Source organism: Micromonospora pallida (assembly GCF_900090325.1).
Lineage (GTDB): Bacteria > Actinomycetota > Actinomycetes > Mycobacteriales > Micromonosporaceae > Micromonospora > Micromonospora pallida.
The window spans coordinates 4,482,472-4,507,343 of sequence record NZ_FMHW01000002.1; the positions used below are offsets into that span (position 1 = coordinate 4,482,472).

At 72.0% G+C, this 24,872-nt stretch carries 19 protein-coding genes and 1 pseudogene; 7 read left to right on the forward strand and 13 right to left on the reverse strand.

Annotated features, from left to right (window positions below; genetic code table 11):
- Positions 1 to 41 precede the first annotated feature (41 nt).
- The gene (locus GA0074692_RS18405; protein WP_091646302.1) at positions 42 to 914 is read left to right on the forward strand and encodes an FAD:protein FMN transferase; all 873 of its coding nucleotides are present in this window, start codon (positions 42 to 44) and stop codon (positions 912 to 914) included.
- A 362-nt stretch (positions 915 to 1,276) separates the two neighbouring features.
- On the forward strand, positions 1,277 to 1,681 hold the full coding sequence (locus tag GA0074692_RS18410) for a hypothetical protein (protein ID WP_091646305.1): 405 nt from the start codon (positions 1,277 to 1,279) through the stop codon (positions 1,679 to 1,681).
- Between the two features lie 143 nt (positions 1,682 to 1,824).
- Here GA0074692_RS18410 and serA read toward each other — a convergent pair whose 3' ends face one another.
- The 5 genes and pseudogenes from serA to GA0074692_RS18435 form a co-directional block, all read right to left on the reverse strand.
- Complete coding sequence (gene serA / locus GA0074692_RS18415; protein WP_091646307.1) at positions 1,825 to 3,420, reverse strand: phosphoglycerate dehydrogenase; 1,596 nt, start codon at positions 3,418 to 3,420, stop codon at positions 1,825 to 1,827.
- Positions 3,421 to 3,955: 535 nt separating this feature from the next.
- Positions 3,956 to 4,969 carry a ketol-acid reductoisomerase gene (ilvC, locus tag GA0074692_RS18420; RefSeq protein WP_091646309.1) on the reverse strand — a complete coding sequence of 338 codons (1,014 nt, stop codon included), beginning with the start codon at positions 4,967 to 4,969 and terminating at the stop codon, positions 3,956 to 3,958.
- Positions 4,970 to 5,109: 140 nt separating this feature from the next.
- Complete coding sequence (gene ilvN / locus GA0074692_RS18425) at positions 5,110 to 5,625, reverse strand: acetolactate synthase small subunit (RefSeq protein ID WP_091646311.1); 516 nt, start codon at positions 5,623 to 5,625, stop codon at positions 5,110 to 5,112.
- 79 nt (positions 5,626 to 5,704) lie between these two features.
- Positions 5,705 to 7,564 carry an acetolactate synthase large subunit gene (locus tag GA0074692_RS18430; RefSeq protein WP_091646313.1) on the reverse strand — a complete coding sequence of 620 codons (1,860 nt, stop codon included), beginning with the start codon at positions 7,562 to 7,564 and terminating at the stop codon, positions 5,705 to 5,707.
- A gap of 424 nt (positions 7,565 to 7,988) precedes the next feature.
- Positions 7,989 to 10,286: pseudogene (locus GA0074692_RS18435) on the reverse strand (putative bifunctional diguanylate cyclase/phosphodiesterase); the annotation flags it as partial.
- A 111-nt stretch (positions 10,287 to 10,397) separates the two neighbouring features.
- Here GA0074692_RS18435 and ilvD point away from each other — a divergent pair.
- Positions 10,398 to 12,245 carry a dihydroxy-acid dehydratase gene (gene ilvD, locus GA0074692_RS18440; RefSeq protein WP_091646315.1) on the forward strand — a complete coding sequence of 616 codons (1,848 nt, stop codon included), beginning with the start codon at positions 10,398 to 10,400 and terminating at the stop codon, positions 12,243 to 12,245.
- Here the strand turns inward: ilvD and GA0074692_RS18445 are convergent.
- Together GA0074692_RS18445 and GA0074692_RS18450 are read right to left on the reverse strand one after the other, a co-directional pair.
- The gene (locus GA0074692_RS18445) at positions 12,224 to 12,733 is read right to left on the reverse strand and encodes an ABA4-like family protein (protein ID WP_218106685.1); all 510 of its coding nucleotides are present in this window, start codon (positions 12,731 to 12,733) and stop codon (positions 12,224 to 12,226) included. The genes ilvD and GA0074692_RS18445 overlap by 22 nt on opposite strands.
- Positions 12,730 to 13,707 (reverse strand): hypothetical protein, encoded by a 978-nt coding sequence (locus tag GA0074692_RS18450; RefSeq protein ID WP_091646317.1) that lies wholly within the window; start codon positions 13,705 to 13,707, stop codon positions 12,730 to 12,732. Before GA0074692_RS18450 ends, GA0074692_RS18445 begins: the two co-directional genes overlap by 4 nt.
- Before the next feature lie 94 nt (positions 13,708 to 13,801).
- Here GA0074692_RS18450 and GA0074692_RS18455 point away from each other — a divergent pair, with 94 nt between their 5' ends.
- Positions 13,802 to 14,527, forward strand: coding sequence for a TetR/AcrR family transcriptional regulator (locus GA0074692_RS18455; protein ID WP_091646320.1), 726 nt, complete (start codon positions 13,802 to 13,804; stop codon positions 14,525 to 14,527).
- A gap of 146 nt (positions 14,528 to 14,673) precedes the next feature.
- Positions 14,674 to 15,945 carry a DUF11 domain-containing protein gene (locus GA0074692_RS18460; RefSeq protein WP_091646322.1) on the forward strand — a complete coding sequence of 424 codons (1,272 nt, stop codon included), beginning with the start codon at positions 14,674 to 14,676 and terminating at the stop codon, positions 15,943 to 15,945.
- 346 nt (positions 15,946 to 16,291) lie between these two features.
- On the opposite strand, the gene GA0074692_RS34815 is transcribed toward GA0074692_RS18460, so the two are convergent.
- From GA0074692_RS34815 to ygiD, 3 genes are all read right to left on the reverse strand, one after another.
- On the reverse strand, positions 16,292 to 18,355 hold the full coding sequence (locus tag GA0074692_RS34815; protein WP_091646324.1) for a hypothetical protein: 2,064 nt from the start codon (positions 18,353 to 18,355) through the stop codon (positions 16,292 to 16,294).
- Positions 18,352 to 18,603: a hypothetical protein gene (locus tag GA0074692_RS18470; RefSeq protein WP_091646327.1), complete on the reverse strand. Its 252-nt coding sequence runs from the start codon at positions 18,601 to 18,603 to the stop codon at positions 18,352 to 18,354. The genes GA0074692_RS34815 and GA0074692_RS18470 overlap by 4 nt, the downstream gene beginning before the upstream one ends.
- Positions 18,604 to 19,035: 432 nt before the next feature.
- Positions 19,036 to 19,920 carry a 4,5-DOPA-extradiol-dioxygenase gene (gene ygiD, locus GA0074692_RS18475; protein ID WP_245730360.1) on the reverse strand — a complete coding sequence of 295 codons (885 nt, stop codon included), beginning with the start codon at positions 19,918 to 19,920 and terminating at the stop codon, positions 19,036 to 19,038.
- Between the two features lie 373 nt (positions 19,921 to 20,293).
- Here ygiD and GA0074692_RS18480 point away from each other — a divergent pair, with 373 nt between their 5' ends.
- Both GA0074692_RS18480 and GA0074692_RS18485 read left to right on the forward strand, forming a co-directional pair.
- Positions 20,294 to 21,178, forward strand: a complete 885-nt coding sequence (locus tag GA0074692_RS18480) for a helix-turn-helix domain-containing protein (protein WP_091646329.1) — start codon at positions 20,294 to 20,296, stop codon at positions 21,176 to 21,178.
- Positions 21,171 to 21,365, forward strand: coding sequence for a DUF397 domain-containing protein (locus GA0074692_RS18485; protein ID WP_091646332.1), 195 nt, complete (start codon positions 21,171 to 21,173; stop codon positions 21,363 to 21,365). The genes GA0074692_RS18480 and GA0074692_RS18485 overlap by 8 nt, the downstream gene beginning before the upstream one ends.
- A 167-nt stretch (positions 21,366 to 21,532) precedes the next feature.
- On the opposite strand, the gene GA0074692_RS18490 is transcribed toward GA0074692_RS18485, so the two are convergent.
- The 3 genes from GA0074692_RS18490 to GA0074692_RS36075 form a co-directional block, all read right to left on the reverse strand.
- Positions 21,533 to 22,555, reverse strand: coding sequence for an NAD(P)/FAD-dependent oxidoreductase (locus tag GA0074692_RS18490; protein ID WP_342672849.1), 1,023 nt, complete (start codon positions 22,553 to 22,555; stop codon positions 21,533 to 21,535).
- Positions 22,556 to 22,826: 271 nt separating this feature from the next.
- Positions 22,827 to 23,759: an FAD-dependent oxidoreductase gene (locus tag GA0074692_RS36070; RefSeq protein WP_245730701.1), complete on the reverse strand. Its 933-nt coding sequence runs from the start codon at positions 23,757 to 23,759 to the stop codon at positions 22,827 to 22,829.
- Entirely contained in the window at positions 23,645 to 24,838 is a 1,194-nt protein-coding gene (locus GA0074692_RS36075; protein WP_245730361.1) for an FAD-dependent oxidoreductase, read from the reverse strand. The genes GA0074692_RS36070 and GA0074692_RS36075 overlap by 115 nt, the downstream gene beginning before the upstream one ends.
- Between the last annotated feature and the right edge of the window lie 34 nt (positions 24,839 to 24,872).

Consider the following 24,872-nt stretch of genomic DNA (forward strand, 5'->3'; position numbering starts at 1 on the left):
GGTCGGCGACGGCGCGGCACCATCCGAAGGGAGCGGGGGACATGCGGATCGAGGAACGGACCAGGAGCCGGTGGGTGGACCAGCCCGCCCACGTCAGCCGCCGTCCCGACCTGCGCCTCGGCGCCCGTAGCCTGCTCGACCGCTGGGGTGGGGTGGCCACCGACCGGCTCACCGCCACCCACACCGTGCGCACCTCCACCGCCGAGTACACCCTGGTCCTGAACGCCCCCGAGTGGCTGGGGCGGCGGGGAGTCGGCGAGGCGCTGCGCGACGCCGTCGCCGAGCTGCGCGCCATCGACCTGACCTACGGCCCCGGCCGACCGCAGAGCCTCGTCTCCCGGCTACGGCGCGGCGAGATCAGCGCCGAGTCGTACGCCCCCCTGGCCGACCTGGTGAACCGCTGCGCCGCCATGCGGGCGGCCACCGACGGCTGGTTCGACGCCTGGGCGGTGCCCGGCGGCTTCGACCCGGGCGGCCTGCTCGGCGGATGGGCGGTGGAGCGGGCGGCGACCCGGCTACGCGAGGCCGGGGTGCACGACTACGCCGTGGTCACCGGCGCGGACCTGGTCGTCCGGGGGCACGCCCCGCACGGCGGACCGTGGCGGGTCGCGGTGCACCACCCGGACGGCGACCGCGCCCCGCTGGTGCTGGAGATGACCGCCGGCGCGGTCGGCACGTCCGGGGTCAGCGGACGGCGCGACCACGTAGTGGACCCGCACACCAGTGAACCGGCCCGCCAGATGACCGCCGCCACTGTGGTGGGACCGGACCTGGCGGTCGCCGACGCGTACGCCACCGCCCTCTACGCCGCCGGACCGGCGGGGCTGTCCTGGTTCGCCGACGGGTCGAACTACCGGCCGCTCTTCGCCCACCGGCACCGGTCCCCCGGCCGCCCATCGTCCACCCGGCACTGATCCCTCGGGCGGCCTGCATCACGATTTTTGGGCGCCCTGCACCGCGATCCCTCGGGCGTCCTGAACCGCGATCGGCTCCCACGGTCGCGGCAACGACTGTGGGAGCCGGTCAGCGAGGAGTGCACGTGGCTCGCGCATCCGAGGGGTGCGGAACCGACCGGCCGGACGCCGGACACCGCCACCCGAAGACGGGTCGACACCGTGAGTTCGGTCAGTAACCGCACGGATACGCTAGCGAACCGTCACGCCCCGCCGCAAGGGTCTCCACAGCGGACCGTCCCGGTACGACACCGCAGACCCCGTATCGACGGTCCACGGGGTCCGGTGACACGGCAAATCGACCGGATGGCACGCTGTCCGCCGTGAGTTTCGATCTGAGCGTGTGGGCCCTACCGGAAGGGGCCTCCCCCGCCGACGTGCGGGCGGCCGTGCAGCGGTGCCGACAGGGACAGCACGTCGAGAGCTACCCCGACCCCAGGGTGGTCGCCTTCTACCGGGCGATCACCGCCAGATACCCGGACCGCCCGGGGCCGGGAACGCCGTGGGAGGTGACGCCGTTGCACGCCGCCCCCGACCACGTGGCGATGAACCTGTACCCGACCTGCGAGGACCAGGTACTCCTGGACATCGAACGGCTCGCCGCCGAGAACGGCCTGATGCTCTTCGACCCGCAGGACGGCTCCGTCTACCCGCCGCCGGCGTCCGCCCCCTCCCCCGCCCACCACGCGACCTACCCCGTTCCCCATTCCGCCCCCCGCGCCCGTTAGCACCGACGACGGTCCTCCCGGCCGGCGAACGCACCGAACCCGGCATCCGCAGACCGGGGACGACCGGCTGGCAGGCGACCCCGACCACGAACAGGGGCCCGGCCAGTGGTGGCCGGGCCCCTGTGACGTGCGGGGACGGAAGACTACTCGTCGCGCAGGTCGGCGGCGGACGCGGCGGTCGCGCCGATCGAGTCGGCGGCCGAGGTGAGCAGGTCCGCGCCGAGGGCCTGGTCGACGGTGAGCGTCATCAGCGTCTCACCGCCGGCCTCGCGACGGGCCACCTGCATGGCCGCGATGTTGATGCCGGCCTCGCCGAGCAGCGTACCGACGGTGCCGACCACGCCGGGCCGGTCGACGTAGCGGAGGAAGAGCAGGATGCCCTCCGCACCGATCTCCACGTCGAAGCCGTCGACCTCGGTCAGCTTGATGACGTCCCGCCCGCCGCTGGTGACGACGGTGCCCGAGACGCTGACCGTACGGCCGTCGGGCAGCGCGCCCCGGACGGTGACCAGGGTGGGCTGATCCGCCTCGGTCTGGCTGGTCAGGGTGACCTCGACCCCGCGCTCGGCGGCGAGGTGCGGGGCGTTGACGTAGGTGACCTGCTCCTCGACGACCGAGCTGAACAGCCCCTTGGTCGCGGCGAGCTTGAGCACCGAGACGTCGTGGTTGGCGATCTCGCCGCGTACCTCGACGGTGACGCTGGCGGCCACCCCGCCGGCCACCGCGGTGAAGGCCCGGCCCAGCTTCTCGGCCAGCGGCAGCAGCGGCCGGACGTCCTCGGCGACCACGCCGCCGGCCTGGACGTTCACCGCGTCCGGCACGAACTCGCCCTGGAGGGCCAGCTTGACGCTCTTCGCGACGGCGAGACCGGCCTTGTCCTGCGCCTCGTGGGTGGAGGCGCCCAGGTGCGGGGTGGCCACCACGTTGTCGAAGGCGAACAGCGGCGAGGAGGTGCAGGGCTCCTTGGCGTACACGTCGACGCCGGCGCCGGCGACCCGGCCCTCGGCGATGGCGTCGGCCAGCGCCTGCTCGTCGACCAGGCCACCCCGGGCGGCGTTGACGATCCGCACGCCCGGCTTGACGACGGCCAGTTCCTTCTCGCCGATCAGGCCGACCGTCTCCGGGGTCTTCGGCAGGTGGATCGAGATGAAGTCGCTCTCCCGCAGCAGCTCCTCCAAGCCGACCAGGCGGACCCCGAGCTGGGCCGCGCGGGCCGGCTGGATGTAGGGGTCGTACGCGATCAGCCGGGTGCCGAAGGCGGCGATCCGCTGGGCGAAGAGGACGCCGATCCGGCCGAGGCCGACCACGCCGACGGTCTTGCCCTGGATCTCGACGCCGGTGTACTTGGACCGCTTCCACTCGCCCGCCTTGAGCGCCGCGCTGGCGCTGGCGGTGTTCCGCGCCACGGCGAGGAGCAGGGCCACGGCCTGCTCGGCGGCGGAGACGATGTTCGAGGTGGGCGCGTTGACCACCATGACGCCCCGGGCGGTGGCGGCGGGCACCTCGACGTTGTCCAGTCCGACGCCCGCGCGGGCGACCACCTTGAGCCGGGGGGCGGCGGCGACGGCCTCCGCGTCGATCTGGGTGGCACTGCGCACGATCACCGCGTCGGCCTCGGCGAGGGCGGAGAGCAGCGCCGGGCGGTCGGTGCCGTCGACGTGACGTACGTCGAAGTCGTGGGCGAGCACCTCGATGGCGGCGGGAGCGAGTTCTTCGGCGATCAGTACGACAGGATTCATCGGTCCTCGTAGATATCGTCAGGGCGGATCGGCGTCGTCGACGGGACGCCGCGCTGCGCCCTGTTGCTTGACCGGGCCATGGGCCGTGCGGGTGCCGGGGAACCTACCGCAGTGGCGTGCGGGGCACCGGGAACACCTACCCGCGATGGTAGGCCGATGCCCGCCGCCGCTGTCCGAGGGACCGGGGTGAGGGCCCTCACACACCAGCCGGGCATGAGACGGTTCTCGACCGATCGTGCGGATCCGACACGAGGCCCGGACCGGTCACCCGTCCGCCATCGTCCGTTCAACCGCTGGCCGGGCCCGAGGCGTTGATCACCCGGTCCCAGCAACTGAGCAGAACGGCCGCCTCGATTCCGCCAAAATGGGGGTATCAGGGCGCGTGGGATGCCGCGATATCGCCAAAACCGAGTCGACCAAGGCGAGGGCGGAAAGAGACGCGGCCCGTGGTCCGGACGCCGGGTGGGGCGTCGGGGCCACGGGCCACGTCAGCAGCGGTCCGCCGCACGGCGGGCCGCGTCAGAACGAACCGGGGTCAGGCGGTCTCGGTGATCGGCCGGTCGACCCAGCTCATCATGTCGCGCAGCTTCTGGCCGGTCTGCTCGATCGGGTGCGCCGCGCCCTCCGCCCGCCACTTGTTGAAGTTCGGCCGGCCAGCCTCCTCCTCGGCGATCAGCTCACGGGCGAACTCGCCGGTCTGGATCTCGGAGAGGATCTTGCGCATCTCCTCCTTGACCCGGGCGTCGATCACGCGCGGGCCCCGGGACAGGTCGCCGTACTCGGCAGTGTCGGAGATGCTGTAGCGCATCCGGGCGATGCCGCCCTCGTACATCAGGTCGACGATCAGCTTCAGCTCGTGCAGGCACTCGAAGTAGGCCACCTCGGGCGCGTACCCGGCCTCGGTGAGCACCTCGAACCCGGTCTGCACCAGCGCGGACGCGCCGCCGCAGAGCACCGCCTGCTCGCCGAAGAGGTCGGTCTCGGTCTCTTCCTTGAACGTCGTCTTGATCACGCCGGCCCGGCTGCCGCCGATGCCCTTGGCGTACGACAGGGCCAGGGCGAGAGCCGAACCCGAGGCGTCCTGCTCGACGGCGACCAGGCAGGGCACGCCCTTGCCGTCGACGTACTGGCGGCGGACCAGGTGACCCGGGCCCTTCGGCGCGACCATCGCCACGTCCACGTCGGCCGGCGGCTTGATCAGCCCGTACCGGATGTTGAAGCCGTGCCCGAAGAAGAGCGCCTTGCCGGCGGTCAGGTTCGGGGCGATCGACTCGGCGTAGAGACCGCGCTGCGCGGTGTCCGGAGCCAGGATCATGATCACGTCGGCTTCGGCCGAGGCCTCCGCCGGGGTGAGCACCCGCAGCCCCTCCTCCTCGGCCTTGGCCCGGCTCTTCGAGCCCTCGGGCAGACCGATCACCACGTCGACGCCGGAGTCGCGCAGCGACAGCGCGTGGGCGTGGCCCTGGCTGCCGTAACCGATCACCGCGACCTTCTTGCCCTGGATGAGGCTCAGGTCGGCGTCGTCGTCGTAGAACACCTCAACGCTCATGAGAACTTCCCTTTCGTACGACGGGGTGGCCCGTCGTGGTTGGTGCGGTTGGTTTTCCGGCGGCCCGCAGGGCCGGCTCGGTCGGTTTCGGGCGGCGCGCGCCACCGGTCTGGTCGGCGCGCCGCCTGTCTGGTCGGGGGTCAGGCGGCCCGCAGGGACGGGCCGGCGGTGATGGAGCGCGAGCCGCGCCCGATCGCCACGGTGCCCGACTGGACCATCTCCTTGATGCCGAAAGGTTCGAGGTCACGCAGAAGTGCGTCCAGCTTGTCGGGGGTGCCGGTCGCCTCGACGGTCAGCGTGTCCGGGGCGACGTCGACCACCCGGGCACGGAAGAGGTTCACCGTCTCCAGCACCTGGCTCCGGGCGGACCGGTCGGCGCGGACCTTGACCAGCAGCAGTTCCCGGGCGACCGAGACCTGCGGGTCCAGCTCGACGATCTTGAGCACATTGACCAGCTTGTTGAGCTGCTTGGTGACCTGCTCCAGCGGGGACGACTCGGCGTTGACCACGATGGTGATCCGGGACACGTCCGGGTTCTCCGTCTCACCGACGGCGAGGCTGTTGATGTTGAACCCGCGCCGGGAGAAGAGCCCGGAGACGCGGGCCAGCACGCCCGGCTTGTTCTCCACCAGAACCGACAGCGTGTGCAGGTTCATGCCAGGGCCTCGCTTCGCTCGGTCGCGCCGGTGCGCGACATCTGACTGCGCTTGCTGTTTCCGTCGTCGCGCCGATCCATCAGACGTCGTCCTCGTCGAAGGCCGGGCGGACACCACGGGCGAACATGATCTCGTCGTTGCTGGTGCCGGCGGCGACCATCGGCCAGACCATCGCGTCCTTGCCGACCACGAAGTCGATCACCACGGGCGCGTCGTCGATCGCCATCGCGGCCTCGATGGTCTTGTCCACGTCGGCGGCGTTCTCGCAGCGCAGGCCGATGCAGCCGAGCGCCTCGGCCAGCTTGACGAAGTCCGGGATGCGGTGCTTGTGGGTGCCCAGCTCAGTGTTGGAGTAGCGCTCCCCGTAGAAGAGGGTCTGCCACTGCCGGACCATGCCCAGGTTGCCGTTGTTGATGATGGCGATCTTGACCGGGATGCCCTCCAGGGCACAGGTCGCCAGCTCCTGATTGGTCATCTGGAAGCAGCCGTCGCCGTCCACCGCCCAGACCACCGTGTCCGGCTTGCCGACCTTCGCGCCCATCGCGGCGGGAACCGCGTACCCCATCGTGCCGGCGCCGCCGGAGTTCAGCCAGGTGTACGGCTTCTCGTACGAGATGAACTGCGCCGCCCACATCTGGTGCTGCCCGACCCCGGCCACGTAGATGGCGTCCGGGCCGACCAACTCGCCGAGCCGCTTGATCACGTACTGCGGGGCGAGGGTGCCGTCGGCGGGCTCGTCGTAGCCGAGCGGGTAACGCCCGCGCAGGTCGTCGAGCTGCGCCCACCAGTCGGTCAACTCGGGCGTCCGACCGGCGGCGTGCTCGACGGTGACCGCGCCGATCAGCTCGTCGATGACGTGCCGGGCGTCACCGACGATCGGCACGTCCGCCGTCCGGTTCTTGCCGATCTCGGCCGGGTCGATGTCGGCGTGGACCACGGTCGCGCCGGGGGCGAAGGAGTCCAGCCGGCCGGTCACCCGGTCGTCGAAGCGTGCCCCGAGAGCCACGATCAGGTCGGACTTCTGCAACGCGTAGACCGCGGCGACCGTGCCGTGCATGCCGGGCATGCCCAGGTGCTGTTCGTGCGAGTCGGGGAACGCCCCGCGCGCCATCAGCGTGGTGACCACCGGAATGCCGGTGAGCTCGGCGAGCCGGCGCAGCCCCTCGGTGGCCCCGGCCTTGAGCACGCCACCGCCGACGTAGAGCACCGGCCGGCGGGCGGTGGTCATCAGCCGGGCCGCCTCGCGGATCTGCTTGCCGTGCGGGTGCAGGGTCGGGCGGTAGCCGGGCAGGTCGAGAACGGGCGGCCAGGTGAAGGTGGTCTGCGCCTGGAGGACGTCCTTGGGGATGTCCACCAGGACCGGGCCGGGTCGGCCGGTCAGGGCGAGGTGGAACGCCTCGGCCAGCACCTGCGGGATCTCCTCGGGGGTCTGCACGAGGAAGTTGTGCTTGGTGATCGGCAGGGTGATGCCCTGGATGTCCGCCTCCTGGAAGGCGTCCGTGCCGATCGCCGGGCGGGGGACCTGCCCGGTGATCGCGACCAGCGGCACCGAGTCCATGTACGCGTCGGCGATCGGGGTGACCAGGTTCGTCGCGCCGGGGCCGGAGGTGGCGATGCACACCCCGACCCGGCCGGTGGCCTGCGCGTACCCGGTCGCCGCGTGTCCCGCGCCCTGCTCGTGCCGGACCAGGATGTGCCGGACCCGGGAGTCGTAGAGCGGGTCGTACGCCGGCAGGATCGCCCCGCCGGGGATGCCGAACACCACGTCGACGCCGAGCGCCTCGAGCGAGCGCACCAGCGAGCCGGCGCCGGAGACCTGGAGCGGGGTGTCCGGGGCGGATACCGCCGGAACGGCGGCACGGTCGACGGCGGCGGGCTCGGCGGTCGGCCGGCCGCGCCGGGCGGAGTGGGCGAGGGTCTCTGGCGTGGGTCGCGTCATGGCGGTTCTGACCTTCGGCTCGGGTGTGTGGCTCGTCAAGCAGTGCAACGCGGGCGGGGCCCGCCCCGATGGGTCCAACGGCAATAAAAACGGCCCTCGTGCAGATGCACGGGGCCAGCGCACTCTCACGAGAGGAGAGTGCGCTCAGGTAAGTACTCGCGAGAGGCGGAACGACGGCATGGGAACAGCCTGACGCATCTCACGCGATGAGTCAACTGATCTCACATGTTGGTCAACGGAATGCCGCGCCCCCGCGTATGTCCTGCGCCACACCCGGTCCCACCTGCGCAGACTCCGTCTCACCGGGGTCACGTCCGGTCGGCTCCGCCACTGCGGACACCGTCTCACCGAGGCCGCGTCCGGTCGGCTCCGCCGGCGCGGAACGCGGTCGCGGCGGGTCGATCCGATCGGTCCGCGCGACCGTCGGATCCACCGGGTCGAGCCGGGCCGCCGGGTCGCCGTCGATGGGCGGGACCGGGCGCGCGCCCCCCGAGGTCGCCGCGTCCAGCATCGCCTCCAGGTGCTCCGCCGGTACGCCCCAGCCGAAGAGCGCCCCCTGCCCGAACCGGCAGCCGGCGGCGACCACCGCGGCCAGCTCGGTCGGCGAGGTGACCCCCTCGGCGATCACCTCCAGCCCGAGCTGGTGGCCCAGCCGCATCACGACGTCGACCATCGGGGCGAAGGGCGGCCCCTCCCGGTCCACCGGGCGGACCGGCTCGTGCTCGGCGACCAGACTGTGGTCGATCTTGAGGATGTCGATCGGCAGGCGGCGGAGCTGCCCCAGGGAGGAGTACCCCGCGCCGAAGTCGTCCAGGGCGATCCGCACCCCGGTCCGGCGCAGCGCGGTCAACCGCCGGATCAGCGCGTCGACGTCGGTCGCCACGGTGTGCTCGGTCACCTCGAGCACCAGCCGCTGTGGCGGCACCCCGTGCGCCCGCAGCGCTTCGGCCACCTGGACGACGTACTCCTCGGCGTGCAGTTCCTTGGGCGAGACGTTCACCGACACCCAGACGTCGTGGCCGTCGGCCAGCCAGCGGGAGAGCTGGAGACATGCCTGGTCGAGCACCCAGGCACCGAGCGCGGAGATCATCCCGCACTCCTCGGCGAGCGGGATGAACTCGTCCGGCCGGACCGCGCCCAGCTCCGGGTGGCGCCAGCGGAGCAGCGCCTCCGCCCCGACCGGGCGCACCGACGGCAGGGAGGCCACCGGCTGGAAGACCAGCCGCAGCTCGTCGCGCCCGATCGCGCCCCGCAGCTCGTGCTCCACGGTCGTCCGGCGGCGCAGCATCCGCTCGTGCGCGGCGTCGTACCGCTCGACCCGGTTCTTGCCCTGTTGCTTGGCGTGGCGCAGGGCCAGGTCGGCGTGGCGCAGCAGCACCTCGACGTCCGGCTCGTCGGCGTGGCGGGGCGCCGTCGCGTCGTCCAGGTCGACCCGCCCGGCGACCCCGACGCTGACCGAGAGGAAGACCGGCCCGCCCGGCTGCTCGTACGCCTCGTCGAGCGCGTTCAGCAGCGTCCGGGCGAGCTGGTCGGCATCGGCCGGACTCCGCCGGGTGAGCACCGCGAACTCGTCCCCGCCGAGGCGGGCGGGCAGGTCACCGGGGTCCTGGTGGACGCGCAGCCGCCGCCCCACCTCGGCCAGCACCGCGTCGCCGACGTCGTGCCCCCGTACGTCGTTGACGTGCTTGAAGCCGTCCAGGTCGAGGCTGAGCAGCACCACCGGTCCACCGGCGGCGACGGCGGACGACAGCACGCGCATCAGCCCCCGTCGGTTGGCCAGTCCGGTCAACGCGTCGGTGTGTGCCAGCTCACGGAAGTGCGCCTCCCGCTCGGCCAACCGGGCGGCGTACCCGCGCATGTCGTGCAGGGTGAGGTACTGCCGGGTCACCAGCGCGAAGCCCTCAAGGCTGCCCGCCGTGATGGCGAGGGCGTCGAACCGGCCGTCCTGGAAGAGGTGGTACGTGGCCGAGGCGGCCATGGCGATCATCGGAATGAAGGCGTACTCGCTGTCCCGGCGGATCAGGTCGGCCGCGACCTCGCCGGGCGGGTCGGTGGTGTGCACGGCGAGCCCGGCGGAGAGCAGCCCGACGGCGAGCAGCACCCCACCGACCAGGGCCATCCGGGGTCCGCCGCCGCAGAGCCCGCCGGCCACCCCCAGCCCGCCGCAGACCGTGTTGGTGACGCCGCAGCAGAGCCCGGCCAGCCGGGTCCGGGGACGGGGCGCGCGGGCGGCGACGACCGCGTTCAGCCCGGCGGCGAGGGCCGCGCTGACCGTGGCGAGCAGGATCGGCGCGCAGTCCAGGTGGGCGGTCTCGCCGAGCAGCCGGGTGGGTTCGGAGAAGAGCACCCAGCCGACGAACCAGAACGCCGCCGCCGCGATCACCCCGTCGAGGAGCAACCGGACCGCCCCGGACGGCGACCCGACGACCCCGGGCATCCGGAGCAGTCCGGCGCAGCCGAACAGGCCGCTCACCGCGATACCGATGGCGACCGCGGTCGCCCAGCCTGTTCGTTCCCCGTGGTGGTGGTCCTGGCTGGCGGCGGCGACCAGCCCGGCGACCAGGCTGAGTGTCGCCACCGTGGCGCCCGTGGCGAGCAGCAGGTGGGCCTGCCGGTACCCGCCGCTACGGTGCCGGACCGAGACGACCAGCAGACCGGTGGCCGTGGTCGCCCCGAGCCCGCTCAGCATCGCGACTGCGATCATGACCGGGGAGAACTGCACAGGGTCAACTCTGCCGGACATCGCCGTCGCGCGGGGGGCCGGGTGTGCATCTGTTGGGACACAGCCTCATCGCCGTGGGCGCACCCGTCGGACGGTGCAACACTTGACCCCATGCCTGAGCTGCGGTCGAAGACCTCCACGCACGGTCGGACGATGGCCGGCGCCCGGGCCCTCTGGCGGGCCACCGGGATGACCGACGACGACTTCGGTAAGCCGATCGTCGCCATCGCCAACAGTTTCACCCAGTTCGTACCCGGACACGTCCACCTCAAGGACCTCGGTGGCCTGGTCGCCGACGCGGTGGCCGAGGCCGGCGGGGTGGGGCGGGAGTTCAACACGATCGCGGTGGACGACGGCATCGCCATGGGGCACGGCGGGATGCTCTACTCGCTGCCCAGCCGGGAGTTGATCGCCGACGCGGTCGAGTACATGGTCAACGCGCACTGCGCGGACGCCCTGGTCTGCATCTCGAACTGCGACAAGATCACGCCGGGCATGCTGCTGGCGGCGCTGCGGCTGAACATCCCGACCGTCTTCGTCTCCGGCGGCCCGATGGAGGCCGGCAAGACGGTGGCGATCGAGGGGATCGTCCACTCCAAGATCGACCTGATCGACGCGATGATCGCGTCGTCCAACGAGGCGGTCACCGACGACCAGCTCGGCGCGATCGAGCGGTCCGCCTGCCCGACCTGCGGCTCCTGCTCCGGCATGTTCACCGCGAACTCGATGAACTGCCTGACCGAGGCGATCGGGCTGGCGCTGCCGGGCAACGGGTCGACCCTGGCCACCCACGCCGCGCGCCGGTCGCTCTTCGTCGAGGCCGGCCGCACCGTCGTGGAGGTCGCCAAGCGCTGGTACGAGCACGACGACGCCTCGGTGCTGCCCCGGTCGATCGCCAACCGGTCGGCGTTCGAGAACGCCGTCGCCCTGGACGTGGCGATGGGCGGCTCGACCAACACGATCCTGCACCTGCTCGCCGCCGCCCGCGAGGCGGAACTGGACTTCGACGTCGCCGCCATCGACGCGATCTCCCGGCGGGTGCCCTGCCTGGCCAAGGTCGCCCCGAACTCGCCCCAGTACCACATGGAGGACGTGCACCGGGCCGGCGGCATCCCGGCCATCCTCGGCGAACTGGACCGCGCCGGGCTGCTGCACCGGGACGTGTCCTCGGTCCACTCCCCCTCGCTGGACCGGTGGCTGGCCGACTGGGACGTCCGGGGCGGCTCGGCGACGCCGGAGGCGGTCGAACTGTTCCACGCCGCCCCCGGCGGGGTTCGCACCACCGAGCCGTTCTCCACCACCAACCGTTGGTCCACGCTGGACACCGACGCGGCCGGCGGGTGCATCCGGGACCGCGAGCACGCGTACTCGGCCGACGGCGGGCTGGCCATCCTGCACGGCAACCTCGCCCCGGAGGGCTGCGTGGTGAAGACCGCCGGGGTGCCCGAGGAGTGCCTGACCTTCCGGGGCCCGGCGAAGGTCTACGAGTCCCAGGACGACGCGGTGTCGGCGATCCTCGCCAAGGAGGTCGTCGCCGGGGACGTGGTGGTGATCCGGTACGAGGGCCCCAAGGGCGGCCCCGGCATGCAGGAGATGCTCTACCCGACCTCGTTCCTCAAGGGACGTGGCCTGGGCCGGTCCTGCGCGCTGCTCACCGACGGCCGGTTCTCCGGCGGCACCTCCGGCCTCTCCATCGGGCACGCCTCCCCCGAGGCCGCCTCCGGCGGGCTGATCGCCCTGGTCGAGCCGGGCGACGAGATCGTCATCGACATCCCGAACCGGTCGATCGAGCTGAACGTGCCGGCCGACGTGCTGGAGGCCCGGCGGATCGCGCAGGAGAAGCGGGACCGGCCGTACACCCCGGTGGACCGGCAGCGCCCGGTCTCCGCCGCCCTGCGCGCGTACGCCTCGATGGCCACCTCGGCCAGCGACGGCGCCTACCGCCGCGTGCCGGACTGAGCGACGGTTCCGCCGGACGGGGTGACCCCGTCCGGCGGAACCTGGCCGTTCCCCGGCCTCGGCAGCGGCGACCTGCGCCCGGCCACCTCCCGCAAGGCCAGGTGGGCGAGGAGACCCACCGGGGCGAGCAGGATGGTCAGCACCAGGATCGGGCCGGTCACCAGCGGATGCATGCCCCGCTCCCGGCTGTCCAGGTACATCCACCGGCCGACGAAGAGGTCGAAGGCGATCACGTGCGCCCAGATCGTCGCCGCGCCGGCCGGGGTGCCGAGGAACTCCGTCAACCCGGCCAGCGAGGGCTGGCTCACCACCGGCCAGACCCGGTCGAACTCCGCGACCACGAGGACCAGATAGCCGACCATCGGCGGCACCACGATCAGCGGCGAGCCGACGATCCGCCGGGTCCACGACCAGCCGGGCAGCAGGATCATCAAGGCCCAGAAGGGTACGGCCAGCGGGAACGTCAGGTCGAAGATCCGCTCGGTCACCGCGTACCGCCGCTGAGGGCCGGCGTGGCGGCGGGCACCGGGGTCCGCGCGGTGGCGAGCACGGCGGCGGCCGCCCCGACGGTCACCAGCAGCAGTACGCCGGCCGCGCCGAGGGTGGCCGCGTCCGGGGCGGTCAACGGCTGCCCACGCAGCGCCTGCCAGGTGACCAGGGCGACCAGTCCGGCGTACCCGGCGGCGACGGTGCGGACCAGGTTCCGGCGGGTACCGTCGTCGCGCAGTCGGGGCACGCGGCGGCCGAGTTGGAGCAGGGCCAGAGCGACCAGGGGCAGCACCTGGAGTCCGTGCATCCCGACGAAGTGCGGGATGCGCAGGTCACCGCCGGTGGTGCTCCAGCCGAGCAGCGGCAGTCCCGGCCCGCCGTCCGGGACGCCGACGTTGTGCGCGCCGACCACGGTCGCCACGCCCTCGCGCATCATGGCGTCCTGCTCCGGGGTGGGGCCGGTCATCAGGAAGCCGAGCGCCATCCCGGCCACTGCCAGGGCCAGCCCGAGGCGGACGGCCGACGAAGTGGCCCGGTCGGTGATCCGCTCCCGGAGCAGCAGGACGGCGACCACGAGGTTGGCCACCCAGAGCACCGCGATGGTCGCCCCCATGGCCGTCCAGAGGACCGTGTCGACCGTGGTGAGCACGTTGTAGTGGCTCTGCCGGCCCCGGATCACCTGCCCCACGATGATCGCCATCTCGACGGCGGCCGTGACGGCGACGACCGTGCCGGCGCGCCGCCCGGCGGTGTGGTGCCGGCGGAGCAGGGAGAGGAGCCAGGCCAGCGTCGGCGCGTACAGGAGGAAGGAGAGGGCGAACTTGAGCGGCTTGGCCCAGATCGGCGCGCCGACCAGGGTGCGGTCGTCCACGACCAGACCGACGAAGCCGACCACCGTCAGGACGGCCATCGCGGCGCCGAAGGCCATCAGCGGTCGGTGCAGGTAATAGAGGGAGGCGGGACGAGTTGCCATGGCGTCCTCCAGGAAGCTTTGCCTGATAGTGTCAAGCAGAACGAACAGCGTCAGGCTAAGAGGATTTGTCGAACACTGTCAAGGAGGATGAGCGGTGTCAGTCGTGAAGCCGTCAGTCAGCCTGCGCGAACGTCGCCGGGCCGCCACCATCGACGAGATCATCGCCGTGGCGCTCCGGCACCTCGCCGAGCACGGCGTCCACGACCTGTCGCTGCGCGCGGTGGCCCGCGAGGTGGGCATGACCGTGCAGGCGCTCTACCACTACTTCGACAGCCGCGACGCGCTGCTCACCGCCCTGATCGCGCACGGTCACAACGCCCTCGCCGACGCCCTCTGGGCCGCCGCCGACACCCATCGCGACGCCGGCTACGTCGACCGCTGCGTCGCGGTGAGCCTCACGTACCGGGAGTGGGCGCTGCGCAACAAGCCCCTCTTCCTACTCCTCTACGGCAACCCGGTGCCCGGCTACGCCGCCCCCGAGGAAGGCCCAGCAAGGGCCGCAGGCCGCCGGGTGGCGGAGGCCTTCGCCGAGGTGGTCTTCGCCGGCTGGACCGCCGAGCAGATCGCCGCGGTGCCCGTACCGACGACGGACCCGGCGCTGACCGCGCAGCTCACCGGGGCGGCGCAGGCCATGGCGCCGCACCTCTCCCCGGGCGCGCTGGCCCAGTTCCTCGGCGCGTGGGCGCAGCTACACGGCCTGGTCATGCTCGACCTGCTCAACCACCTGCGCTGGCTGGAGGGGGACGCGGCGACCGAGTACCACCGCGCCATGCTCATCCAACTCGGCAACCGCCTCGCCGCCCTCCGCGACGGCTGCTGACCAGCAGGTCCAGCCGGGTCCGAGGCCTGTGGCGACTAATCGACCGTAACGAATCGCTGGCCTCCGGCGCTGGATCATGGGGCGGGCACGGAGACCCGCTCCGGCCGGACTCGCGCCGGCCGATCCCTGCCACAGACGAGGATCTGATGCATCCCACTCCTCATCCGACCCGCCGTACCCGGCTCGCCGCGGCGTCCGGCCTCGCCGCGCTGCTCTCGCTGGCGGCCGCGACGCTCCCCGCCGCGCCGGCCGCCGCCGCGCCGAGCCGGGCGGACCTGGCGGTCACCGCCACCGCCATCGCCCCCCGCGACCAGGTCGTCGACGTCGGCGGTGGGGTCACCGTCGAGGTCGAGGTCCGCAACGCCGGCACCCGGTCCGCGTCGGACGTCACCCTGACCTACGGCCTGCCGGACGGCGCGTACTTCACCGACGGCAACGGCGCCCCGGAGGGCTGGACCTGCGACTTCGGCCCGGCCGCCACCTGCACATACGGAGCGCTGGCCGCGGGGGCGAGCGCACCGCTGCTGCGGTTCCATTTCTACCTGCCGCCCGCGCCGACGGGCACCGTCTCGGCGGTCACCGCGACCGCGACGACCACCAGCCCCGAACTCTCCACCAGCAACAACACGGGCAGCGCCCCGATCACGTACGTGCGAGGGGTAACCGACCTGGAGGTCATCGCAGCCCAGGCCAACCCCGCCCAACCGATCGTGGGCGACACCGTGAACGTCTCCGTGCAGGTCCACAACACCGGAAACATGACGGCACAGCTGGTCCACGTCACGGTGCCGCTGCCCGCCGGCCTCACCCGAGTCAGCGAGGACTACAACAGCCCCTGGTACTGCGAGTTCAGCGACACCCTCGTCGCCGGGCAGCCGGGCTGGAGCTGCCTGTACTACCAGCTGGTGAACGGCTGGACGCCCGAGCCGCTGGACCTGTCGGCCACCGTCGCCACCGCCGTCCCGGGCGACGTGGTCATCTTCACCGCCACGGCGACCACCACCTCCCCGGAGGACGACCTCGCCGACAACACCGGCCAGGCCTCCGTCACGGTGGCCGAGCCGGGGACGGTACGCGGCACGGTCTGGCTGGACGCCGACCGGGACGGGGTACGCGACGCCGAGGAGACCGGCGTGACCGGCGCCCAACTGTCGGTCGGGGTGCAGGACGAGCAGTCCGGCGAGACGCACCGGCGGGCCACGGTGGCCGCGGACGGCACCTGGACGACGCCGTTCCGCGCCGGCGGGTTGATCGCAAACTTCACCATCCAGTCGCCGTACTGCTTCGCGGACTCGGTCGACGGCGATCTGGCGATGTACCAGAACTACTCGTACGGCGGCGGCTGGGCTGCCAGCAACCCGGCGACGCTGGCAGCGGGCGGCGAGGCGGTCATCGACGCGGCCGTGGTCCGCTGCTGACCATCGGCTGATCCACAACCCCGGGGCCGGCGCTCCCGCCGCCCCGGGTCCGGCCCCCGCCCACGTCGACCCGTCGCCGGGGCGGGGGGCTGCGTGAGCATGTACCGGTACAGGTGGCACTCGGCGCAATATAGGTGGTTGGACCCGTCGGGTCAGCGCTCAAGCGCGCAGACAGCGGTGTCGAAGATCGGTTCGGCGATCGCCGAACCGACCCGCGCACCGGCAAGCAGTCGAGTGCTGGCGGCTGCGAGCGCCGGCGAACAAGACCTCCGGTCCGTTCACCAGCCCGTCGACCCGATCGGCGGTCAATTGATCAACGCCTGGAAGCCGCTGGAGCCTAACCACGTCAAACGACACACGGCAGGTTCACTGGACGTACGCCGTCGTCGTCGTGCAGGCGGGCGGTGTGGCCGGCGCGGGTGAAGCGGAGGGTCACCGCCCGGCCGCCGTACTCGGCGGCGAGTCGGAGCAGGACGGGCACCGGGTCGGCCACCGACTCACGGGCCGGCGAACAGGGCACCGGCAACGGCACGCCGGGATCGGCGGACAGCAGCCCGGCCAGGTCGTCGGCGAGGTGGGTCAGGCACTCGTCGAGCGCCGCCGCCAGGCTGGGCCGGGTGGGCAGGTCGGCCGGATGCACCGGGGCGTCCCGGTGCCGTACCTCCACCGACCAGTAGCGGCCGTCGGGCCGCAGCGGGTGGCCGGCGTGCTTCCGCAGGTCGAGCAGGCTGACGTGCAACGCCAGGTCCAGGCCGACCCCGAGCCGGATCAGCTCGACCAGCGGCGGCACGTCGGGGCGTACAGCGCTGACGACGAGCCGGCCGGCGGGGAGTCCCCGGCCGACCTCGCGGACGTACTCCCCCACCGGGTCCGCGCCGGGCCACGGCAGGGTGACGTACCCGTCGCGCAGCTCACGGGGGATCGCGTGACCGCCGTCGGCCTCCGCCAGGTCTTCCGGGCGTACGCCGAAGACGCGCGCCCAGGCACCGAGCCGGTAGCGCTCGGGGAGCTGGACCACCGGCCGCCCGCCGGAAGCGCTCGCCACCGCGCAGGCCACCTCCGGGGCACCGGCGTGCCAGGTCAGGTGCACCACCCGGTGCCGCAGGTCGGTGAGGGTGACCAGCACGGTCCGGCACAGCCGTCGGGTGCCGCCGCAGGTGGCGCAGCGCAGCGCCGAGCGCCGCCGGCCGGTCCCGCCGCAGCGGCCACAGTCGCCGGCCGGTCCGCCACCGGACGCGCACCGGCAGGCCCGCGTCAGTTCCGGCGAGCGACAGTCCGGGCAGGGGCGGCCGGACACCGGTTCGCGGGACCGGGACGGGTCGGGCGGCTCGACGACCCGATGCAGCGACGGCCGGGGGCGACCGCCGACCGACAGCGCGGACCGACCCGGCGCCCCATCGACGGTGTACCGCAGACCCGTACGCCACCAGCCGCCGTCCCGCCAGACCGCCTCGGCACCAGGCCCGTCGGTGCGGTCGGGCCTTCCTCGGTCCGGTGATCGACGTGAGCTGCGGCATGTCGGGGTGTCCGCCGGGCTGGACACCCCGACATGCCCCACACCGCGTGGATCGCCTCCGGTCGGCTCGACCAGCTCGGCGAGGACACGCCGCTCGATCCGGTGCACCGGCCCGGTCTGCGGTGGCAGCCGCCGGACAGTCGGCACATCACCCCCGGGCCGCAGGTCAGGATCGCCGGGCCGCAGGTCAGGATCACCGGGTCGCAGGTCAGGATCGCCGGGGCCGCCGGCAGTCAGCCGACCGGTCCCGAGCAGCCGGGCCGGGGCGGTCAGTCCCCGGTCGGCGAGACCGGCCAGGGCAGCCGGCACATCGGTACGGAGCAGCGCGGTCGCCAGGTCAGGGCTTCCCTCGACCGGGCCGTCCGGAACCGGCGAGCCGGGAACGTCGTACCGGACCGTCCAGTGCGCCACGTCGCCGTCCCGGCGGACCGCCACGACCAGGTCGAGCAGGAGCAGATCAGCGAGGCCGCAGAGCTGGGCGAGCCGGGCGTCCGGGTCGACCGGGGACGGCACGGCCGACCGGCCCAGCCAGAGCCGCCACGGATGGCGGGCCGCGTCGGCGAGGGCATCCGCCGCCAGGGCGTACCGGTCGGCGGCGGGCAGGTCGGGCCGCCAGGTCGGCGGGAGGCGTACCACCAGGGGGTCAGGGTCGAGCGCGGCGGCGACGGTGGCGGCGAGGTCGCGTACCCAGGGAGTCAGCTCGGCCACCCAGCCGCCCGCCGGGGCCGGACGGGGGTCGAGGTCGGCGGGCATCACCCGGCGGGACGCGACCTCGCCGGTGTCCCGGTTGGCGACGGTGAGCAGGAGCTGTGCATGGCGGCGACCCTGCCACTGGCAGCGCGGGCAGCCGGTGCCGGCGCACTCCGGGCAGGCGACCGTGGGCGCCGCGCTCATCGCGGCGGCCTCGCCGAGCAGGGTCCGCCGTGGTCGACCCGGCGCACGCAGCGCCGGCGGTCGGGCAGCGGCAGGTCACAGAAGACCCGATGGCGTACGCCCTGCTCGTCCTCGAAACTGACGGTGACCCCGGCGGCGTCCACCTCGGACAGGAAGCTCACCGAACGGGCCAGGGTGCCGGCGAACTGGCGGGCGGCGGGCAGGTCGGCGGCGGTGAACGGCAGGTGCGCCACGAAACGTTCGCTCACCGGGCACCCGCCAGCTCGTCGGCGACCCACCGGACCGACTCGACCTGGGGTTCCCGTGGCTTGGCGTGTCGGCCGAATGTTGTTGCTCGACGGAGAAATGCGCGCACGAGGGCAGCACTCCTTTCCGATTTCACGGTGACCGGCCCGGATCCACCATCAGGCCGGGAAGCGAGAAGAGGGCGCGGCAATCCCACCGGGGGAGGGCAAGACCGCCGCGCCACGGCCATACTGCGGCCCCGATCAGCAATAACGCAACATTTTGCAGCCGCGATTCCTGACTTATTTCTGGCCAACAGTCAGGAATTCCAGAGACAATGTTCGGGATGTTGCAAATTTGGATGGTGGCGGGGCCGCCGCGCGTTTCTCCGTCAAGGGCCGGACCCGTCTCGTCGACGGATCGGGAGGCTCGGTCAGATGTCGGGAGGCGCCCGGTCAGATGTTGGACGCGTCGGGAGGCAGGTCGGCCGGCGGCTGCGGGGAGCCGGCCCCGCCGGGGACGCTCTGGCCGGTGCGGCCGAGCGCGTACGCCGTCATCGACAGCGACCCGTAGGCGTAACCGTCCACGAGAACCTCGGTGTCGTCCGGCGCGTCGGCGGCTCCGGCGAGGCCGGCAAGGTACAGCGCGGGGATGAAGTGGTCCGGGGTGGGCACCGCGAGGTTGTAGTCACGGTGGGCGTCGAGAGTCGCGAGCCCGGTCGGGTCGGTGAGCATATGGTTCCTGGCGTCCTCGTCGAAGCGCTGCGCCCAGTCGTAGCCGCCGTCCGCGAGATTCCAGTCCATCCCGCGCAGGTTGTGCACCACGTTGCCACTGGCGACGATGAGCACGCCCCGGTCGCGCAGGGGAGCCAGCTTCGCGCCCAGCTCCAGGTGGTAGTCCAGGGGCTTGGCGGCGTTGATGCTGAGCTGGACAACCGGTATGGAGGCGTCGGGAAAGGCGTGCACGAGCACGGACCAGGTGCCGTGGTCGATGCCCCAACTGTCGACGTCCGCGCCCACCCACGTCGGGTGAACGACGTCGCTGACCTCGGTGGCCAGCTCGGGCAGCCCGGGAGCGGGATACTGCACCTCGAACAGCTCTCGCGGGAAGCCGTAGAAGTCGTGGATGGTGCGCGGCCTGGGCATCGCGGTCACGGCGGTGGCGTTGATGTACCAGTGGGCGCTGACGACCAGGATCGCCCGGGGTCGCGGCACCGTCTCACCGAAGGCTTTCCATGCCATGGTGTAACGGTTGACCTCCAGCGCGTTCATCGGGCTGCCGTGACCGAAGAAGACCGCCGGCATCAGGACGTCCGAGGTCTGGGCAGAGTCTGACGTCACGATCGGAGCCTTCCTCGAGCCGGTGGGGGCCACGCCGCAGCCCGCTGTCAGGTCGAGGTCGCGGTGATCACGCCGAAGAACAGGCTATCCACTGTCGTTGACGCTCGCGCCACTTCGACCGGTTCGCAGCAGCACAGAACGCCGCCAGCACCGCAGAACGTCGCCAGTCGCGGCCGGCCGGAGCCGACCGACCCCGGCACCCACCGCCCGGTCGCCGTGATGGAAATGCCACCCTCGCGACCGCCGCAACCACGACACCCCAGGACGGAATCATTAACAATGCAACGTTCCGCAATTTCGATTCTTGACTTGACGCCAATCAGCAGATAGGCATTTGAACGGCGAGGCCGCAAATTGGATGGAGGCGTGATCGTTGGCCGAAGACATGGGCTCGACGGTGCCGCGACGACAGCTCGGGCGGGCACTTCGACAGTTGCGCACCGAGGCCGGGGTGACCCTCGACGCGTCGGCCGAGGCGTTGGAGTGCAGCCGACAGAAGGTCTGGCGGATCGAGAGCGGCCTCGGGTCGGTCCGCTCGGTGGACGTCCGGGCGATGTGCCAGCTCTACGACGCGAATCCGGAACTGACCGGCGCGCTGGCCGCCCTGGCCAGCGAGACGAAGGCGAAAGGCTGGTGGCACGCCTACGGCGACGCCATCCCCGACTGGTTCGAGCTGTACGTGGGTTTGGAGTCAGCCGCCTCCCGCCTCCGGTTCTACAAGAACACGCTGGTGCCCGGTCTACTTCAGACGAGGCGCTACGCCCTCGGCATCTATCGGGTCGACCAGCCGGAGATGAGCGAGGAGGACCGGGAATTGGCGGTCGAGTTGCGGTTGCAGCGGCAGTCGCTGCTCACCCGTCGACTGCCCCGCGCGCCACGGGTGCAGGTGACACTCTGCGAGTCGGTGCTGCTGCGCCCGGTCGGTGATGCGGCCGTCATGGCCGAACAGCTCCGTCACCTTCTGGAGGTGACCGACCTGCCCAACGTCTCCGTCCGCATTCTGCCGCTGGCCGCCGGACCACACAACGGCAACGTCGCTGGCGAGTTCGTGATGCTGGAATTCCCACCGGGCAACCGGAGCACCCCAGAGCCCGCCGTCGTCTACAGCGAGTCACTGACCGGCGGACTCTACCTCGACCGGCCGGCGGAGTTCGCGTCCTACGAGAAGGTCTGGACGAGCCTCGGTCGGCTCGCCTTCGATGAAGGACAATCGAAGAACGTGATCAACAAGATCCTTGGGGAGGTTCATCATGGCTGACCTGGCCAGCGCCCGATGGCGCAAGAGCACCCGCAGTGCTGGCAACGGTGGCGAGTGTGTCGAGGTCGCTGACAACCTGCCTGGCCTCGTCGCCGTACGCGACAGCAAGGACCCGGCGGGTCCGGCTCTCACCTTCACCCCCGCCGCCTGGACCACCTTCGTCCAGGCTTCCAAGCAAAGCCGCTGACCCTTACGACCTCCGGACGCCCCAGCCAACTCGGCTGGGGCGTCCCTGTGTCTGGCCCCGGCGAGGCAGATGCTTCAGGCCTTCCTGCGTGGTTTACTCGCAGGGAACGGCCGGAAGGCCCGGGATCAGAGGGCACGCCACCCGTAACGAGATTCAGATGCGGGACACTAGAAGCGATCGGGGCGGCAACCCGACAACGTCGGCTCGACGATGCCGTCGACCAACTCCCGCGCGATGAGGCGGCCCATGGCCGGGGCAAGCGTGACCGCCGAGTGCATCACCGCCAGGTAGAGCCCGGGTACATCGGCGACCGGACCGACGATCGGCTCACCGTCGGCCGGCATTGGGCGTACTCCGAGTCGTGTGCTGAGCAGTTCGACGTTCTCGGCACCGCGGAAAGTGGACCTGACGGCGGCAAGGGTCCGGTCGGGCGAGTCCGCGGCGGCGATCAGCCGGTCCGCAGCAACCTGCCGAAGATCGAAGTCCTGAGTGTTGACCACGGTGCGGACCAGAGCGGCCGGCGCGCGAAACCGGAAGAGCGGCGACGGCGACGGCTCGACCGGGACACGCACGCCGAGCGGCGCGCCCAGCGCGGCCGTGGCAACACCGGCCGCCAACACCACAGTCGTACCGGCGAGGGGTCCTCCGGCCGTCTCGACCCCGGCAACCTGGCCCGCTGCATCCCGGCGGACCGCGGTGACCTTGGTGTTCAGATATACCCGGGCGCCATGGTCGCGGGCGCCCGCGACCAGCCGCTCGGTCACACCGACCGAGTCGACGGCGCCGTCGCCGGGTGCCCAGATGGCCCACTCCGGTGGCTTCCGAAGGTTGGGCTCGAGCGTCATCACGGTGGCCGCGTCCACAATCTCCTGCCCGGGCCCGGCCTCCGGCGCGCCGCCCTCCGCGCGCCAGCTCAATGAGCCGGACCAGATCACCGGGAGTCCCGGCAACTCGGCCTCGACTCGGCGGTACTCCTCCGTCGCGGTGGCCCGCACCCCGGCCGCCGGACCGGTACGCACACCAGACGCGCCGATCCAGGCGAACGAGTCCGCCGTCACGCCGGCGCCTGGCCGCTCGGCGTCCACCAACGTCACGGAGGCGCCCGCGCGGGCGGCGTGATAAGCCACCGACGCGCCGACGATGCCAGCTCCGACGACGACCACGTGCCTACCCACCGGTGCGCTCACCACGTCGACGACCTTACTGTCCGCAGCAGCCCCGTCCGTACGGCCCGATGGGTCGACGCCCGCTGACCTCGCCCGCGCCGCCCGCCCGGCGTCAACGAATTGCGGCTACATGCCGGGGTGTCCCCCCTACCCCACCACCCCGTCGATCATGGAGTTTTGGCACCTCTCAAACTTCACAATCGCCACTAATCAGGTGCCACAACGCCATGATCGACGGGGTCGACATACCCCGGGGACGGGGCGGTCAGCGCGGGACCGGTCAGCGCGGGGCCCGTCAGGCGGGGAGGAAGCGGGCGGCGTCGGCGACGACGTGGCCGTTCGTGCCGTCGGTGCGGATCAGGACGCTGCCGGCCGTCCCCGCTGGGAAGGTGTACGTCCCGAGGGACACCCACTGCCCACCCGAGCTGCGCTGGTCGACGGTACGGGTGGTGACGCCACCGCTGTGCACCACGTCCACCGGCACGTTGCTGGCCCGGTTGGGGTCGGCGGTCCAGCGCAGGCTGACCGCGTACGAACCGGCGGCCGGCAGGGACGGGGTGAAGCGCAACCGGTTGACGCCCTTGCCGGTGTTGCCGTCGTGTTCGTAGTCGACGCCCCAGTACCCGCCGACGTGGCTGCTGGTGAGCCAGGTGCCGGCCCGGGTCACCGACGCCGAGGCGTTGTCGACGACGATCTCGCCGTCGACCACCGGCGGCCACTGGAGGTGTTGGCCGTCCTGCCGGAGCCGGGTCTGGAGGGTGGTGATGTTGACCTGCTGCACGGGGATGCCGCCGGCATCGAGGGCGAGTTTGGCGGCCGTGGCGGCGGACTGGGCGAGGATCATGAAGACCGGTTCCATCCGGATCGAGCCGTACGCGATGTGGCTGGCCGAGAGGCAGACCGGCACGAACAGGTTGGCGCACTGCGTCTCGGTGGGCACGATCGAGCGGTAGCTGATCGGGTACGGGCCGGACACCCCGACCTGCACGTCGCCCTCGTTCTTCACCACCCCGTCGACCACGACCCGCTGGCAGTTGTGCGAGTCCATGGTGTAGCTGGCCAGCCCGACCGAGTCGGCGACCCGCACGGTGCCCCGGCAGTCCCGCTCGGTCATCACGTACGCGGAGAGCATGCGTCGGGCCTCACGGACGTACAGCTGGGGTGGCCAGCCGCCGGTGGCGGTGAACTCGTCGGCGGCCAGGCCCCAGGCGGCGGTGTTGGTCCGGATCGAGGCCGGGAGCCGGGGTCGTTGGCCAGGAACCACATCAGACCCTGCTGGTAGGTGCGGTGGTCGGCGACGATGCTCTGCCGGGTCGCGTGGCTGGCGGTCGGGAAGGCGTAGTTGGCGCCGATGAAGTCGGTGGAGAACGCGCCGTGGTTGTTGGAGTCGGTCTTGCCGTTGCCGACGCCCTGGGTGGTGAAGAACGGCCCGGTGAAGCCGGCCTGGACGTAACGCAGCAGGATCTCGTAGTCGGCCGGGTCGTAGCCGGCGGGCTTCGGGAACGGGATCCGGTTGGTCGCCCTGGTCAGGCACATCCGGAAGTTGTACGCCTGGATGCGCTGGTCACCGGTGCCGTTGGGCGCGACCGGGGTGGTGGAGATGCCGGGCAGGATGCCGCTGGCCGGGTTACCGGGCACCACGTACGGGTCGACGGGCAGGGTGAACTGGTGGGCGTTGCGTAACTGCACCCCGTTGATCGTCTCGCCGTACACCGAGTTGGCCTCCCGGCCGAGGGCGTACGAGACGCCGGCCAGGGCCATCAGGTCGCCCTCGTACGTGGCGTCGACGAACATCGGGCCGGCGAAGGTCTGGCCGTTGTCGGTGGTGAGCGCGGTGATCCGGTTGCCGCTGCGGGCCACCGAGGTCAGCCGGACGCCGAGGTAGACCGGCACCCCGTGCTCGGCGAGCAGGTCGTCGAGGACCTCGGCGGCGACGTGCGGCTCGAAGACCAGCCGCATCGGCGAGTCCGGGGTGACCGTGTTGCCGTGGTACTTCGCGTGCACCCGCCGGTAGAACTCCCCGGCGATGCCGCCGATCGAGGCGCTGGTGCCGCTGTCGGTGTAGCCGAGTCCGCCGGTGGTGAGTCCGCCGACGTGCTGTCCCGGTTCGAGGATGATCGCGGTACGGCCCATCCGGCGCATCTGCACGGCGGCGACGATGCCGGCCGAGGTGGCGCCGTAGACGACCAGGTCGGCGGTGACCGTGCTGGCGGCCAGGGCGGGCAGGCCGATCCCGGCGGAGCCGGCGACGACGACGGTGGCACCGCCGAGGCGGAGCAGGTGGCGACGGGTGAGGGCAGGCGACATCGCGATTGCCTTTCCGGCAGGGAGGTTCGCGGAC